This is a genomic window from Salipiger sp. (assembly GCF_059781815.1).
In genome coordinates, this window is record NZ_JBYNAH010000155.1 from 1 (window position 1) to 12857 (window position 12857).

Here is a 12857-nt window from a genome sequence, read left to right on the forward strand (position 1 = left end):
ATAGTCCGGGCGCGGATAGACCAGCCGGGTCCACTCCGCCACGTCGGCGCTGTTGCGCAGCGCCTGAATGCCGCCGGCGGTGGCGCAGGCCCCGATGGCGACGAGGGTGCGGGACTGCGCGCGGATCTCCTTCAGTCGGTCGATGTCGCGCGGCGTGGTGACCGAGCCCTCGACCAGCGACAGGTCGTAGGGGCCGGGCAGAACCCGGCTCGAGGCCTCGGGGAAATGCGCGATCTCGATGCGGTCGGCGATGGCCAGAAGCGCGTCCTCGCAATCGAGGATGGAGAGCTGACAGCCGTCGCAGGAGGCGAATTTCCAGATCGCAAGGCTCGGGCGCGCCATGCTCAGACCTCCCGGAGGCCAAGCCGCCGCCGCACCCGGTCATAGCGGAAGACCGGGCCGTCGCGGCAGACAAAGTCGGGGCCGAACTGGCAATGGCCGCAATGGCCGGTGGCGCATTGCATGTTGCGCTCCATCGAGAGCCATATCTCGGCCTCCGGCACACCCAGCTGCGCGAGATCGGCGCAGCCGTGGCGCATCATGATCTCGGGCCCGCAGAGAAAGGCGCTGACATCGCCGGGGTCGATGCCGTCGAGCGCGCGGGCGAACTGGCTGGTGACAACCCCGACCGCGCCGGTCCAGTCGGGCCCGGCATGATCGACGCAGACCAGAAGCCGCAACGCCTGCGCGGCGGCCCAGCCGGCCAGCTGCCAGGCATAGAGGATCTCGCGCGGGGCGCGCGCGCCCACCACCAGCGTGAGGCTGCGGTAGCGCTCACGGCAGGCCAGTGCGCGGTAGAGCGCCGGGCGCAGCGGCGCGAGGCCGAGACCGCCGGCCACGAAGAGCAGATGCCGCCCCTGCGCCTCCTCCACCGGCCAGGGAGCGCCAAAGGACCCGCGCAGTCCGAGCATGTCGCCCGGCCCGGCCTCTGCCAGCGCCCGCGAAACCGCCCCGACGGCGCGGATCGTGTGCAGCAGCGTGTCGGGGCGCGACGGATCGCCCGAGACCGAGATCGGGATCTCGCCGACCCCGAAGGCGTAGAGCATGTTGAACTGGCCCGGCAGAAAGCCAAAACCCGCGCCGTCGGGGGCGCTCAGGCGCAGTGTGACCACGTCGTCGAGCTCGCGCAGGCGCTCGTCAACCCGCACCGGGCGCGGCCGCATGGGCCCGGGGAGGACCGCCTCAGCCCACATCGGCGCGATAGAGATCAAGGAGTTGCAGCCGCTGCGCGCGGATGCGCCCCGCGAGATGCGGCAGCCAGAGCTTGAACATCTGGTAGCCGAGCGCCGCGTTTTCCTCGCATTTGGCCAGCACGCAGCCCGCGTCGAGCGTGATCGCCGCCACGTCGCTCACCGCCCGCGCATCCGACATCGCGCGGCAGGGCGGCATCAGCCACGACCAGTCGACGATGTCGCCGGCATGCAGCGACTCGATGAGGATCGGACCGCGCCCCGGAGCCATCACCTCGAGCGCGGCGTCCCCCTGCCGCAGGATAACCACGCGATCTGCGGGCGCGCCCTCGCGGAAGATCAGCTCGCCGGCCCGGAAACGGGCGTTGCGGCCGCAGCCCGCGACCAGATCGAGCGCCGCGTCGTCGAAGCCCTCAAAGGCCGGGTGCGCGGACAGCGTCTCGCGGATGCCGTGCACTGTCATGGCTCTGCCCCCTCTTCCGCCATCAGCCGCCCGGCCTCGGCGACGATGTCGATGCCGACCGGGCACCACGTGATGCAGCGCCCGCAGCCGACACAGCCCGAGCTGTCGAACTGGTCGTGCCAATAGGACAGCTTGTGCGTCATCCACTGCCGGTAGCGCGCTGCGGGGCTGCTGCGCACTGGCCCTCCGTGGACGAAGCCGAAGTCCGGACTGAAGCAGCTGTCCCAGACCTGCCAGCGCTCGGCGTGATCGCCGGAGAGGTCGCTGACCTCGGTGACGTCCGAGCAGAAGCAGGTGGGACAGGCGAGCGTGCAGTTGGCGCAGGTCAGACAGCGCGTGGCGATCTCGGCCCAGACAGGCGACTCGAGCCTGTCTTTCAGCCCCTCGGCGATGCCCTCGGGCATCTGCCGGCTCTGGCTCTGCGCGGTGCGTTCGGAAATGGCGCGGGCGGCGACGCGCTGCTCTGGCCCCGCCGGCCGGCCCGCGAGGTCCGCGAGCACGCGCTCACCGGCCTCGGAGCCGCTCTCGAGCAGGAAGCGCGCGCCATGATCCGGGTCGAGTTCCGTCAGCGAAAGATCGAAGCCCGCCTCCGCCCGCGGGCCGGTTTGCATCGAGGCGCAGAAGCAGGTCGGAGCGCTCCGGGCGCAGTTCACCACGACGAGCAGGGTCTTCGACAGGCGGCGCGCAAAGTCGGGCTCGGGAAAGGCGCCGTCGGAGAAGACCCGCCCTTGCCGCTCGATCGCGGCCAGCTCGCAGGGCCGGACGCCGAAGAACACCGTGGGCGGCCACGGCTCCTCCGGCTCTTCGAAGCTCAGCCCATCGGCGCTGCGCGTCGCCGTCCAGAGCTTGCGCTTTGCCGGGAACAGCCACGCCTTCCAGCTGCCGGGGCCGACCACGTAGTCGAACCAGCGATCCGGGTCGCCGTCCTGCAGCCGGTACTGGCCCGGTGCCTGAATGTCGGTGCGGCCCCTAGGCAGGTCATCGGCGCTCTTGAGCGGCGCATAGGCGATGGCCCCGTCGATCTCGCGCGGGGCGATCACGCGCTCACCGCGCTCGAGGAACAGCCGCAGCAGGGCGCGCGGGTCGTCGATGAGCAGCAAGCGGGTCATGGGCAAGCGCCCCGGGCGCCCGGACAGAGGCAGGTCTTCCACATGGCCCGGCCCTCCCCTGCCGCCAACCATCGTTTCGCGTTGCCTTGCGTCTTGTCCCGAAGGGTTGACGATGTGCGCCGCGAAATCAACGCCTTCCTGCCGCGGGACATCGTCGCAGGACACGCGACGTTGCGCCCGCGCTCACGACCGGCGTGTCACGAGACCTCTTGCGCGCAGTCCGTCAGCGCCCCGCCGCAAGACAGCACCCCGCGCGCCTCGAGCGCGCGCAGCTCCGCCTCGCTGTAGCCAAGCGCCTCGCAGAGGACCTCTGCGGTGTCCGCCCCGAGCAGCGAGGGTGGCTGCGCTGGCGACGGCCCCTCGCCATCGAACTGGATCGGCCCGCGCACCAGCCGCAGCGGCCCGACCTCGGGATGCTCGACCGTCTCGATCAGGCCATGCGCGCTGACGTGCTCCTGCTCCAGCGCCTCGCCGATCGACAGGATCGGCGCGTTGGGCACGTCGAACTCGGTCAGCCGCGCGAGCCAGTATTCGGTCCCCTCCCCCGCCATCGCCGCATGGATCAACGGCTCGAGCATCGTGCGGTTCGCGAGCCGTGCCTCGTAGGCCGCGAAGCGGGGATCGTCGATCAGGTCGGCGCGGCCGATGCAGCGCGCGAAATTTTGCCAGAAACGCTCGGTCAGGCAGGCCACGATGACGTGGCCATCGGCGGTCGGGTAGGCGCCATAGGGCACGATGCTCGGATGCTGCGTCCCCACCGGCTGCGGGCTCTCGCCGCTGACGAAATAGATCTGCGACAGGTAGCCCTGCAGCGCGATCATGCTGTCGAGCATCGCGACCTCCACGTGCCGCCCCTGCCCGGTCACGTTGCGCTCGTGCAGCGCCGCGAGGAGACCGAAGAGCGAGAAGATGCTGCCCGCCATGTCCCCCAGCGGCAGGCCCAGCTTGTTGGGCGCCTGTCCCGGCTCGCGATTGACGCTCATCACCCCCGACAGCGCCTGCGCCACGATGTCGAAGGCGGGCTTGTCGCTATGCGGGCTGTTGGCGCCGAAGCCGGTGATCGAGGCGTAGATCAGCCGCTCGTTGCCCGCGCGCAAGGTCTCGTAGCCGAGACCCAGACGGTCCATGACGCCGGGGCGGAAATTCTCAAGCACGATGTCGCTGGTCGCCGCGAGCGCGCGCGCGATGCGCAGCCCGTCCTCGGACTTGAGATCGAGCGCGAGGCTCTTCTTGCTGCGGTTGAGCGCGATGTAGTAATGGCTCAGACCGCCCTGGAAGGGCGGGAAGTTGCGGGTGTCGTCGCCGCCGCCCATCGGCTCGATCTTGATGACCTCGGCACCGAGATCCGCCAGCACCATGCTGGCATAGGGCCCCGACAGGATGCGCGAGAAATCCAGCACCCGGAGGCCGGCAAGCGGACCACGGCGGGTCTGTGTCTGGTGCCCTGTCATGCGCTCGGTCCCCTTTTCATGCGTTTCAGGATCGCCGAGGCCGCCGCCACCGGCGCGCCACCGGCGCTCAGCGTCGCATCGACAAAGAGCAGCGAGCCGCCCGCGTGGCGCAGGCTGGTGCGGGTCTCGAGCAGATCCCCCTCGCGCGCGGCGCCGAGAAAGCGCGTGTCCATCTGCACCGTCACCGTCGGCTGTCGTTCAGCCGCCCGCCACGCGGTGAGCGCGACCGCCTGATCCAGCAGGCTGGTCAGCACGCCGCCATGCACCACCCCCAACGGGTTGAGGTGCCGCGCGCTCACCCGCAGCGCATAGACCTCCTCCTCGCCGCGCTCCAGCGGTCGCAGCAACGGCCCGATCTCGTTGATGAACCCCCCGACATTGATCGGTTTCCAGCCCTCGAGGCCGGCCTCCTCCTCACCCATCTCCAAGCTCCCCTCCTAGCTTCCTGCGTCGATCTGCAGATCCTGAACCTCGTCGCGCATGGCACACATGGCCTGCGCCAGCTTCGGGATCTCGCGGTCCTCCAGCCGCTCCGAGATTCCGATTGCCACCAGCGAGCGGATCATCCGCCCGTCGGCTCCGAACACCGGCACCGCGATCACCGTGACGCCGGAAATATAGCTGCCCCGGTCGAGCGCGTAACCTCGCGCACGCGCCTCCGCGACCTCCTCGAGCCAGTGCTCGAAGCTCGGCGGGTGATCCCAGACCAGCTTGTCGAACCGGGCGCGCAGGCTCTGTGGATCGGCCACGTTATGCGCTGCGAAGAGCCGCCCGGTGGCGCTGATCAGCGCCGGGAAGCGGCTGCCGAGATCGACCTGAAGCCGGAACGGCATGCTCGATTGCGACAGCGCCACCACGATCATCTGCCCCGGCTCTGCGAATTGGGTGGCGATGCTGGTGACCCCGAAAGCCTGCGACAGCTCCGAGAGCTTGGGCTGGATCAGCACCGAAAACGTGTTGCGCTGCAGCGCCGAGCGGGCCAGCGGCAGGATGCCCACGCCGATCGAATAGCGCTTGGTGGCCGAATCGAAATCCACCAGCCCCTCGTCCTGCAACACCCGTAGGATGTGCAGGCAGGTGCTCGGCACGAGCTCCAGCTCGCGCGCCATCGGGTTGACCCCGACAGGCTCCGCCGAGCGGGCCAGAAACCTCAATATCGCAAGGGCGCGCGTCACCGCGGGAACCGCCCGCTTGCTGCCTGATGATGCCTGTTCCGTGGTCATGTCCATCCTCGGTTTCGCCAGATTTCATTGCCTATATACAATAATAATAGCGTATTGACAATGATTGCCTGCGATCCCTACCGTTGTCAACGAACCGGATGCAGCGCCCCGCGCCGCTCCGACCCGCCAACGAGGAGGCACCCCCAGATGACCAGCCTTGTGGACTTCACGTCCTACGCCGACGCCCAGACGCATTACGCCAAGGACCGGCTGTGGGAGCTGTTCGACGGCACGCGGGAGCGCTTCAACATCGCCCACGAGTGCATCGACCGGCACGTGGAGGGCGACGCGGTGGCGCTGCGGGTGGCCCATGCAGATGGCCGCGACGAGATCATCACCTTCGAGGAGCTGTCGCGCCGGTCCTCGCAGATCGCGCATCACCTCGCCGGGCGCGGCATCGCCAAGGGCGACCGCGTGGCGGTGATGATCGAGCCGTCGCTGGCCTTCTACTGCGCGCTCTTCGGCGTCATAAAGGCCGGCGCGGTGGCGGTGCCGATGTTCTCGCTCTTCGGGCCCGACGGCATCCGCCTGCGGGTCGGCGATTGCCGCCCGAAGGTCTTCTTCACCAATGCCGAGAAGGCGCCCGAGGCGATCGAGGGCGGGGCGCAGAACGTCATCACCGTCGACGAGGCCTTCCTGTCGGGGCTCGACACCCTGCCCGCCCGTTTCGAATGGGACACCTCGGGCAACGATCTCGCGGTGCTGCAATACACCTCCGGCACCACCCGCGCCCTGCCGGCGGCGGTGCAGCACAGCCACCAGTCCATTGTCACGCTGATGGTCGCGGCGCTTTACGCCACCGGCATCCGCCCCGGCGACCGCTTCTTCTGCCCGTCCTCCCCGGCCTGGGGCCACGGGCTCTGGCACGGCACGCTGGCGCCGCTCGCCATGGGCGTCTCCACCGGCACCTTCAGCGGCAAGTTCGATCCGGTCCGGCTGCTGAAGGCGCTGCAGGATTTCCGCATCACCAACCTCACCGCCGCCGCCACCCATTACCGCATGATGCGCAATTCCGGCCAGGCCGAGCGCTTCAGCTACCAGTTCGACAAGCTCTCCTTCACCGGCGAGCCCATCGACAGCGAGACCGCCGCCTATGTCGAGCGGGTCTTCGGAACCAAGGTGCGCTCGATGTACGGCACCACCGAGATCGGCGTGATCATCGCCAATTATCCCGGCGCCGATGATCTCGAGGTGCGCGACGGCGCCATGGGCAAGGCGGTGCCGGGGGTCGAGGTCGAGGTGCAGCGCGCCGATGGCAGCCCCGCCGCGCCGGGCGAGACCGGCGAGCTGATGGTGCGCAAGCGCGGCCAGTGGTTCCCGACCAAGGATCTCGGCCGGGTCGACGAGGACGGCTATTTCTATCACGGCGGCCGGGCCGACGATGTCATCATCTCTGCCGGCTGGACAATCGGCGCGGTCGAGGTCGAGGACGCCATCCTGAGCCACCCGGCGGTGGCCGAATGCGGCGTCATCGGCGCCCCCGACCCGGTGCGCGGCCTGATCGTCAAGGCCCACATCATCCTCAAGCGGGCCGCCCCGCCCGAGGGCGCCGAGGCCGAGCGCCTCGTGCAGGACATCCAGGATCACGTCCGCGCCCGGCTCGCCCGCCACGAATACCCCCGCCAGATCGTCTTCGTCAGCGAGCTGCCGAAGACCCCGGCCGGCAAGGTCAACCGCAAGATCCTGCGCGACCGCGAAGCCAAAGCCATCGAGACCGCGGAGTGATCCGCCCCGCCAAAGACGTTCGAGGAGAGACGTAGATGAACGACATGACCCAGAGGAAATTCCCCAAGATCACCCAGGAGGGGCTCGACGACCTGCGCCAGCGGGTCGGGGTGAAGATCGAGAAGACCGTGGAGCCGTGGTGCTACGAGGCGACACGCGACAATATCCGTCACTATGCCCATGGCATCGGCGACGACAATCCGCTCTGGTGCGACCCGGACTATGCCGCGGGCACCAAGTATGGCGACGTGATCGCTCTGCCGAGCTTCCTGTTTGCCACCAACCGCATCATCTCCGGCTATGTCGGGGGTCTGCCGGGGGTGCACGCCATGTGGTCGGGCGCGAACTGGAACTGGCACAAGACGATCACCCGCAACATGGAATTCCGCACCGAAGCCTATCTCAAGGACCTGATCGAGCATGAGACCCGCTTTGCCGGCCGCGCCGTGCAGCAGATCTACCACGTCGATTTCTACGACGCGGCCACCGGCGATCTGGTGGCCGATGCCGACAGCTGGTGCTTCCGCACCGACCGCGACCAGGCCCGCGAAAACGGCACCAAGTATACCGAGGCCAAGGCCAAGGGCCGCAAGGTCTGGAGCCAGGACGAGCTCGACAGCTACTACAAGTATTACGAGCAGGAGACGGTGCGCGGCGCCGAGACCCGCTACTGGGATGACGTGGCGGTGGGCGAGGAGCTGCCCACCATGGTCAAGGGCCCGATGACGGCCACCGGCTTCATCGCCTACGCCCAGGGCTGGGGCGGGCTATATATCCGCGCCAACAAGCTCGCCTGGCAGCTGCAGCAGAAGCACCCGAGCGCCGGCCCGAAGAACCGCTACGGCATTCCCGATTGCCCCGAGCGGGTGCATTGGGAAGAGGAGTTCGCGCTCGAGGTCGGCGCCCCCGGCGCCTATGATTACGGCCCCGAGCGGACCTCGTGGCTGACCCACCAGATCACCAACTGGATGGGCGATGACGGCTTCCTGCGCCAGGCCAAATGCCAGGTCCGCCGGCACAACCCGGAAGGCGACATCATCCTGATCCACGGCAGCGTGGTGCGGAAATTCGAGGAGGACGGACGCTTCCTGCTGGAGATCCAGCAGCGCGCCGAACAGCAGGACGGCGAGCTCTCGGCCATGGGCTCGGCGATCGTCGAGCTGCCGAAGCGCTGAGCGCCCGTCCATCACGCAGCGGCAAGGGAGGAGCGCCGATGCTTGAGACCGGACTGAGAAAACTCGAGGACATCCTGCACATCGCGGGGTGCCTCTGCCTGGTGCTGGTCGCCGGGCTGATCAATCTCGACATCCTGTTGCGGCTGTTCGCCAACCGCCCGGTGCAGATCCAGTTCGAACTGACCGAGCTGTTCCTGATGCCGGCGCTGGCCTGCCAGTCGCTGTCGCGGGTGTTCCGCGATGGCGGCCACCTGGCGCTCGAGCTCACGCCCGAGCGCCTGCCGGGGCTGTTCGGCCGCGTCGTGGCGCGGCTGCGGCTGCTGCTGCCGGCGCTGTTCTTCGGCGCGGTGACGGTGATGTCGGGCGAGTTCGCCCTCGAGGCGATCCTCAACAACGATGTGGAATACGGGGTGGTCGACTGGCCCCTCGGCTGGGCCTATGCGGTCGTCCCCCTGGGATGCGGCGTTCTGGTCCTGAGACTGCTGCACGACGCGCTGAGGAGACGCGAACCGGCAGATTTGTGATGATTTCTCAAGGGAGGAGAGACACCATGACGATCAAGACCAAGGTGATGACGGTGCTGGGCACCGCCCTGGCCCTCGCGGCGGCGCCGCTGGCGGCCGAGACCCTGCGGCTGGGCGATTTCCAGTCGACGACGCATATCGTGTCGGTCGAGGGCACGACGAAGTGGATGGCGGCGGTGGAGGAGGCCACCGGCGGCGAGATCAGCTTCGAACATTTCCCCTCGCAGCAGGCGGCCAAGTCCAAGGCCCAGCTCGACGCGGTCAATAACGGCATCCTCGATGCCGCGCTCCTGGGGACCCCCTACCATGCCGACGTGCTGCCGCTGAACTCGGTGGTGGCGCTGCCGGGCTATTACGGCTCCGCCGCCCAAGGCACCCAGGCGCTGCAGACCATGCTCGAGGCCGGGCCGCTGCGCGACGAGTTCCTCGCCGCAGGGGTGACACCGATCTTCGGCTTCGTGCTGCCGCCCTACCAAGTGCTCGCCAAGACCCGCCTCGGCATGCCCGCCGACTGGGCCTCGCAGGACATCCGCACCTCCGGCTCGACCCAGGCGATGACCGCGCGCAGCCTCGGCGGCGTCGGCATCTCGATCCCCGGCCCCGAGGTATATACCGCCGTCGAGCGCGGCCGGCTCGACGCGGTGCTGTTCCCGCTCGCCTCGGTGCCCGGCTACAAGCTCAACGAGGTGGTCAGCCACATCTCGACCAACGGCTCCTTCGGCGGCTACAGCTTCGTCATGGTGATCCGCAGCGATCTCTTCGACGGGCTTCCGGCCGAAACGCAGGCCAAGCTGGTCAGCCTCGGCGCCGAGACCGCGGCGCATGTGGCGCAGGCGCAGGATGCCTCCGTCGCCGGGCTCATCGAGCAGTGGAAATCCGAGGGCATCGACACCTACACCTTCTCGGCCGACGAGCTTGCCGCGGTCACCGAGGCGGTCAGCGCCGTTAGCAGTGACTGGGTCGAGCGCATCGACAATGACGGTGCCGCCTCGGTGCTCGAGACCTACAGCGAACTCACCGGCCACTGAGCCGCAGCAGAAGATCCCCGGGCAGCCGCCGCAACCGCGCGGCTGCCCGATCCTCAAGACGCGCACGGACCCTTCATGCTGACTTTCTTCGCCATCCTGTTGCTTCTCGCCATCATGATGGTGTTCCGCGTGCCGATCGCCTTCGCCATGGGCATCGCCGGCAGCGTCGGGCTCGCCGCCCAGCTGGGCACCCGCCCGGCACTGGCTGTGCTCGAACGCACCTTCTTCGACACCTCGGCCTCGTTCATCCTCGTGGCCATCCCGCTGTTCATCCTGATGGCCGAGCTGCTGACCGCCGGAGATGTCACCCGCCGCGCCATCGTCGCCTGCCAGCGCTGGATCGGCCACGTCAAGGGCGGGCTCGCCATCGCCACCGTCGCGGCCTCGGTGATCCTTGCGGCACTGGTCGGCAGCTCGACCGCCTCGACCGCCGCGATGGCCGCCTCGGCCTTCCCCGAGATGCGCGCTCACAAGTATTCCGACCGCCTCGCGGCGGCGGTGGTCAGCGTCGGCGGCACGCTTGCCGTGGTGGTGCCGCCCTCGATTGTGCTGGTGGTCTACGGCGTGCTGACCGAGACCTCGATCGGCAAGCTCTTCATCGCCGGCATCCTGCCCGGCATGCTGACCGCCGCCGGCCTCGCGCTGGTGATCAAGATCATCGCCCAGACCACCGACCAGGCCCCGAAAGGCGACCCATTCGAGCTCAAGGGCGCGCTGCGCCAGAGCGTGCACGTTATCCCGATGGTGATCCTGCTGCTGGCGGTGATCGGGGCGATCTATGGCGGGCTCGCCTCGCCCTCGGAGGCGGCGGCGCTCGGGGTCATGGGTTCGCTGATCATCGTGATGCTGCAACGCACGCTGAGCTTCGTGCAGTTCGGCACCTCGGTCAGCCGCGCCATCCGCGCCACGGTGATGATCGTGGCCATCGTGGCCTGCTCGGCGATCTTCTCCAACTACCTCGCCTTCACCCGCATCACCCATGCCATGCTGGAATTCGTCGCCACCACCGAGATGCCGCGCGAGGTCATCATGGCGATCATCATCCTCGTGCTGCTGGTGATGGGGATGTTCATGGACCAGCTTGCGATCCTGTCGCTGGCGATGCCGCTGGCCTTCCCAACCGCGATGGCGATGGGCTACGACCCGGTCTGGTTCGGCATCGTGGTCACGAAGACCGTCGAGATTGGCCTGCTGACACCGCCGCTGGGGCTCAACGCCTATGTCGCGGCGGCCCAGACCCGGGTGCCGCTGGGCACGATCTTCCGCGGCATCCTGCCCTTCCTCGGCATGGAGATCATCGTGCTGGTGCTGCTGCTCTCCTTCCCGCAGATCACCCTCTTCCTGCCCGAGCTGATGATGTCACGCTGAGCCGGCTCCTCCCCGGCACGGCAGGGAAAGGCGCCGCAAGGGGATGCGGCGCCTTTTTCCGTTCCGGCGGTTCACAATCCCGCGCGAACTGCCCATATGTCGCCCCAACCCCGCCCGCTCGGAGAGGCGCGGCGACAGGAGGAAGGACCACAGGTGCAGAAGCTCGATTTGCCGGAGCGCCCGGACTGGCGCGACAAGGCCGCAGACCAGGGCTTCACCTTCGCCGACATACATGGCGAACCCTACTGGGAGGAAAGCTCGGCCTACTGCTTCACGCTTGCCGAAATCGAGGACGGCATCGAGGATCCCGCCACCGAGCTGCACGGGCTCTGCCGCGAGGCGGTGGCGCGGGTGATCGGCTCCGAAGAGCTGCTCGACAAGCTCGCCATCCCCGTGGCCCATCGCGACTACATCGCGCAGAGCTGGCAGGACGGCGAGCCCGAGCTCTATGGCCGGTTCGATCTGGTCTACGATGGCAGCGCTCCGGCCAAGATGCTGGAATACAACGCCGATACGCCAACCTCGCTTTACGAGAGCGCCGCCTTCCAGTGGCAATGGTTTGAAGACCAGCAGGCCCTCGGCGTGCTGCGCGAGGGCGATGACCAGTTCAACGGCATCCACGAGGCCATCGTCGCGCGTCTCGGCGCGATGTTCGCCCCCGAGACGCAGCTGCATTTCACCGCCCTCTCCGGCGCGCCCGAGGATTACGCCACCGTCGAGGCGCTCGGCTGGGCCGCGCGCGAGGCGGGGCTTGGCGCGCATTACACCGATCTCGAGAAGATCGGAGTCAGCGAGGACGGCCAGTTCCTCGATGACGAGGACCGGGTGATCGGCACGCTGTTCAAGCTCTACCCGTGGGAAGACCTGCTGCGCGACGACTACGCCGCCCATCTCGCCACCGCACAATGCCGGATGATCGAGCCGCCGTGGAAGGCGATCCTGTCGAACAAGGGCATCCTGCCGGTGCTGTGGGAGATGTTCGAGGATCACCCCAACCTGCTCCCCGCCTTTTTTGAGAGCGACCTGAGCGATGCGACGGGCGAGACCGCCGCGCGCCTTGAGCGCGCCTCGGAGGCGATGGCGCGGGGCCACGTGCTGAAGCCGATCTTCTCGCGCGAGGGCGCGTCGATCAGCATCGTCGAGGAGGGTCAGGTCACCGAGACCGCCAGCAACGACGCCTATGCAAAGCACCCGCGCATCGCGCAGGCCTATCACCCGCTGCCGGTCTTCGGCGGCTTTCGCCCGGTGATCGGCGCCTGGATTGCCGGGGAGGCTTGTGCCGGCATCGGCATCCGCGAGGATCGCGGCCGCATCACGCAGGACCTGTCGCGCTTCAAACCCCATTTCATCCGAGACTGACGGAGACCGCCATGACCAAACGCTCCCGCACAGCCGCCCTCGCCATCGTCGGCGCCGCCTCCTTCGCGCTCGCCGGATGCCGCGAGGAACCGGTCGAGGCGCAGGCCTTTCCCGATCTCGAGAGCTGTCGCAGCGCCGTTGGGCCGACCAGCCTGTTATCGGAGCAGGATTGCACCGCCGCCTTCGCCGAGGCCGAGACCCTGCACGCCGAGACCGCGCCGCGCTATGACAGCCTTGAGGTC

General features: G+C 68.3%; 14 protein-coding genes. 7 read left to right on the forward strand and 7 right to left on the reverse strand.

The window, feature by feature from the left end; genetic code table 11:
• The 7 genes from AC6RA4_RS16880 to AC6RA4_RS16910 form a co-directional block, all read right to left on the reverse strand.
• Positions 1 to 342: NADH-quinone oxidoreductase subunit B family protein (locus tag AC6RA4_RS16880; protein ID WP_500162325.1), on the reverse strand; the 342-nt coding region annotated here is incomplete at its 3' end.
• A gap of 2 nt (positions 343 to 344) precedes the next feature.
• On the reverse strand, positions 345 to 1163 hold the full coding sequence (locus AC6RA4_RS16885) for an FAD/NAD(P)-binding protein (RefSeq protein ID WP_500162327.1): 819 nt from the start codon (positions 1161 to 1163) through the stop codon (positions 345 to 347).
• A 19-nt stretch (positions 1164 to 1182) separates the two neighbouring features.
• Complete coding sequence (locus tag AC6RA4_RS16890) at positions 1183 to 1653, reverse strand: cyclic nucleotide-binding domain-containing protein (protein WP_500162329.1); 471 nt, start codon at positions 1651 to 1653, stop codon at positions 1183 to 1185.
• Positions 1650 to 2762, reverse strand: coding sequence for a 4Fe-4S dicluster domain-containing protein (locus AC6RA4_RS16895; protein ID WP_500162331.1), 1113 nt, complete (start codon positions 2760 to 2762; stop codon positions 1650 to 1652). The genes AC6RA4_RS16890 and AC6RA4_RS16895 overlap by 4 nt, the downstream gene beginning before the upstream one ends.
• Before the next feature lie 197 nt (positions 2763 to 2959).
• On the reverse strand, positions 2960 to 4213 hold the full coding sequence (locus AC6RA4_RS16900; RefSeq protein WP_500162333.1) for a CaiB/BaiF CoA transferase family protein: 1254 nt from the start codon (positions 4211 to 4213) through the stop codon (positions 2960 to 2962).
• Positions 4210 to 4635 (reverse strand): PaaI family thioesterase, encoded by a 426-nt coding sequence (locus tag AC6RA4_RS16905; protein ID WP_500162335.1) that lies wholly within the window; start codon positions 4633 to 4635, stop codon positions 4210 to 4212. The genes AC6RA4_RS16900 and AC6RA4_RS16905 overlap by 4 nt, the downstream gene beginning before the upstream one ends.
• A 15-nt stretch (positions 4636 to 4650) precedes the next feature.
• A complete protein-coding gene (locus AC6RA4_RS16910; RefSeq protein WP_500162337.1) occupies positions 4651 to 5436 on the reverse strand; it encodes an IclR family transcriptional regulator in 786 nt (261 codons plus the stop codon).
• Between the two features lie 147 nt (positions 5437 to 5583).
• Between AC6RA4_RS16910 and AC6RA4_RS16915 the strand changes: the two genes are divergently transcribed.
• From AC6RA4_RS16915 to AC6RA4_RS16945, 7 genes are all read left to right on the forward strand, one after another.
• Positions 5584 to 7161, forward strand: coding sequence for an acetate--CoA ligase (locus AC6RA4_RS16915; protein WP_500162339.1), 1578 nt, complete (start codon positions 5584 to 5586; stop codon positions 7159 to 7161).
• Between the two features lie 35 nt (positions 7162 to 7196).
• Complete coding sequence (locus AC6RA4_RS16920) at positions 7197 to 8336, forward strand: FAS1-like dehydratase domain-containing protein (protein ID WP_500162341.1); 1140 nt, start codon at positions 7197 to 7199, stop codon at positions 8334 to 8336.
• A 38-nt stretch (positions 8337 to 8374) separates the two neighbouring features.
• The gene (locus AC6RA4_RS16925; RefSeq protein WP_500162343.1) at positions 8375 to 8860 is read left to right on the forward strand and encodes a TRAP transporter small permease; all 486 of its coding nucleotides are present in this window, start codon (positions 8375 to 8377) and stop codon (positions 8858 to 8860) included.
• Between the two features lie 26 nt (positions 8861 to 8886).
• The gene (locus AC6RA4_RS16930; RefSeq protein ID WP_500162346.1) at positions 8887 to 9888 is read left to right on the forward strand and encodes a TRAP transporter substrate-binding protein; all 1002 of its coding nucleotides are present in this window, start codon (positions 8887 to 8889) and stop codon (positions 9886 to 9888) included.
• A gap of 75 nt (positions 9889 to 9963) precedes the next feature.
• The gene (locus AC6RA4_RS16935; protein ID WP_500162348.1) at positions 9964 to 11256 is read left to right on the forward strand and encodes a TRAP transporter large permease; all 1293 of its coding nucleotides are present in this window, start codon (positions 9964 to 9966) and stop codon (positions 11254 to 11256) included.
• Between the two features lie 153 nt (positions 11257 to 11409).
• Complete coding sequence (locus AC6RA4_RS16940) at positions 11410 to 12615, forward strand: glutathionylspermidine synthase family protein (RefSeq protein ID WP_500162350.1); 1206 nt, start codon at positions 11410 to 11412, stop codon at positions 12613 to 12615.
• A gap of 11 nt (positions 12616 to 12626) precedes the next feature.
• A partial coding sequence (locus tag AC6RA4_RS16945; protein ID WP_500162352.1) for a DUF1190 domain-containing protein occupies positions 12627 to 12857 on the forward strand: 231 nt, incomplete at its 3' end.

What these genes read in the sequence shown, in the direction of transcription:
- AC6RA4_RS16885 (WP_500162327.1), bottom strand. Translation starts at nt 1,163, where the DNA reads ATGCGGCCGCGCCCGGTGCGGGTTGACGAGCGCCTGCGCGAGCTCGAC.
- AC6RA4_RS16890 (WP_500162329.1), bottom strand. Translation starts at nt 1,653, where the DNA reads ATGACAGTGCACGGCATCCGCGAGACGCTGTCCGCGCACCCGGCCTTT.
- AC6RA4_RS16895 (WP_500162331.1), bottom strand. Translation starts at nt 2,762, where the DNA reads ATGACCCGCTTGCTGCTCATCGACGACCCGCGCGCCCTGCTGCGGCTG.
- AC6RA4_RS16900 (WP_500162333.1), bottom strand. Translation starts at nt 4,213, where the DNA reads ATGACAGGGCACCAGACACAGACCCGCCGTGGTCCGCTTGCCGGCCTC.
- AC6RA4_RS16905 (WP_500162335.1), bottom strand. Translation starts at nt 4,635, where the DNA reads ATGGGTGAGGAGGAGGCCGGCCTCGAGGGCTGGAAACCGATCAATGTC.
- AC6RA4_RS16910 (WP_500162337.1), bottom strand. Translation starts at nt 5,436, where the DNA reads ATGACCACGGAACAGGCATCATCAGGCAGCAAGCGGGCGGTTCCCGCG.
- AC6RA4_RS16915 (WP_500162339.1), top strand. Translation starts at nt 5,584, where the DNA reads ATGACCAGCCTTGTGGACTTCACGTCCTACGCCGACGCCCAGACGCAT.
- AC6RA4_RS16920 (WP_500162341.1), top strand. Translation starts at nt 7,197, where the DNA reads ATGAACGACATGACCCAGAGGAAATTCCCCAAGATCACCCAGGAGGGG.
- AC6RA4_RS16925 (WP_500162343.1), top strand. Translation starts at nt 8,375, where the DNA reads ATGCTTGAGACCGGACTGAGAAAACTCGAGGACATCCTGCACATCGCG.
- AC6RA4_RS16930 (WP_500162346.1), top strand. Translation starts at nt 8,887, where the DNA reads ATGACGATCAAGACCAAGGTGATGACGGTGCTGGGCACCGCCCTGGCC.
- AC6RA4_RS16935 (WP_500162348.1), top strand. Translation starts at nt 9,964, where the DNA reads ATGCTGACTTTCTTCGCCATCCTGTTGCTTCTCGCCATCATGATGGTG.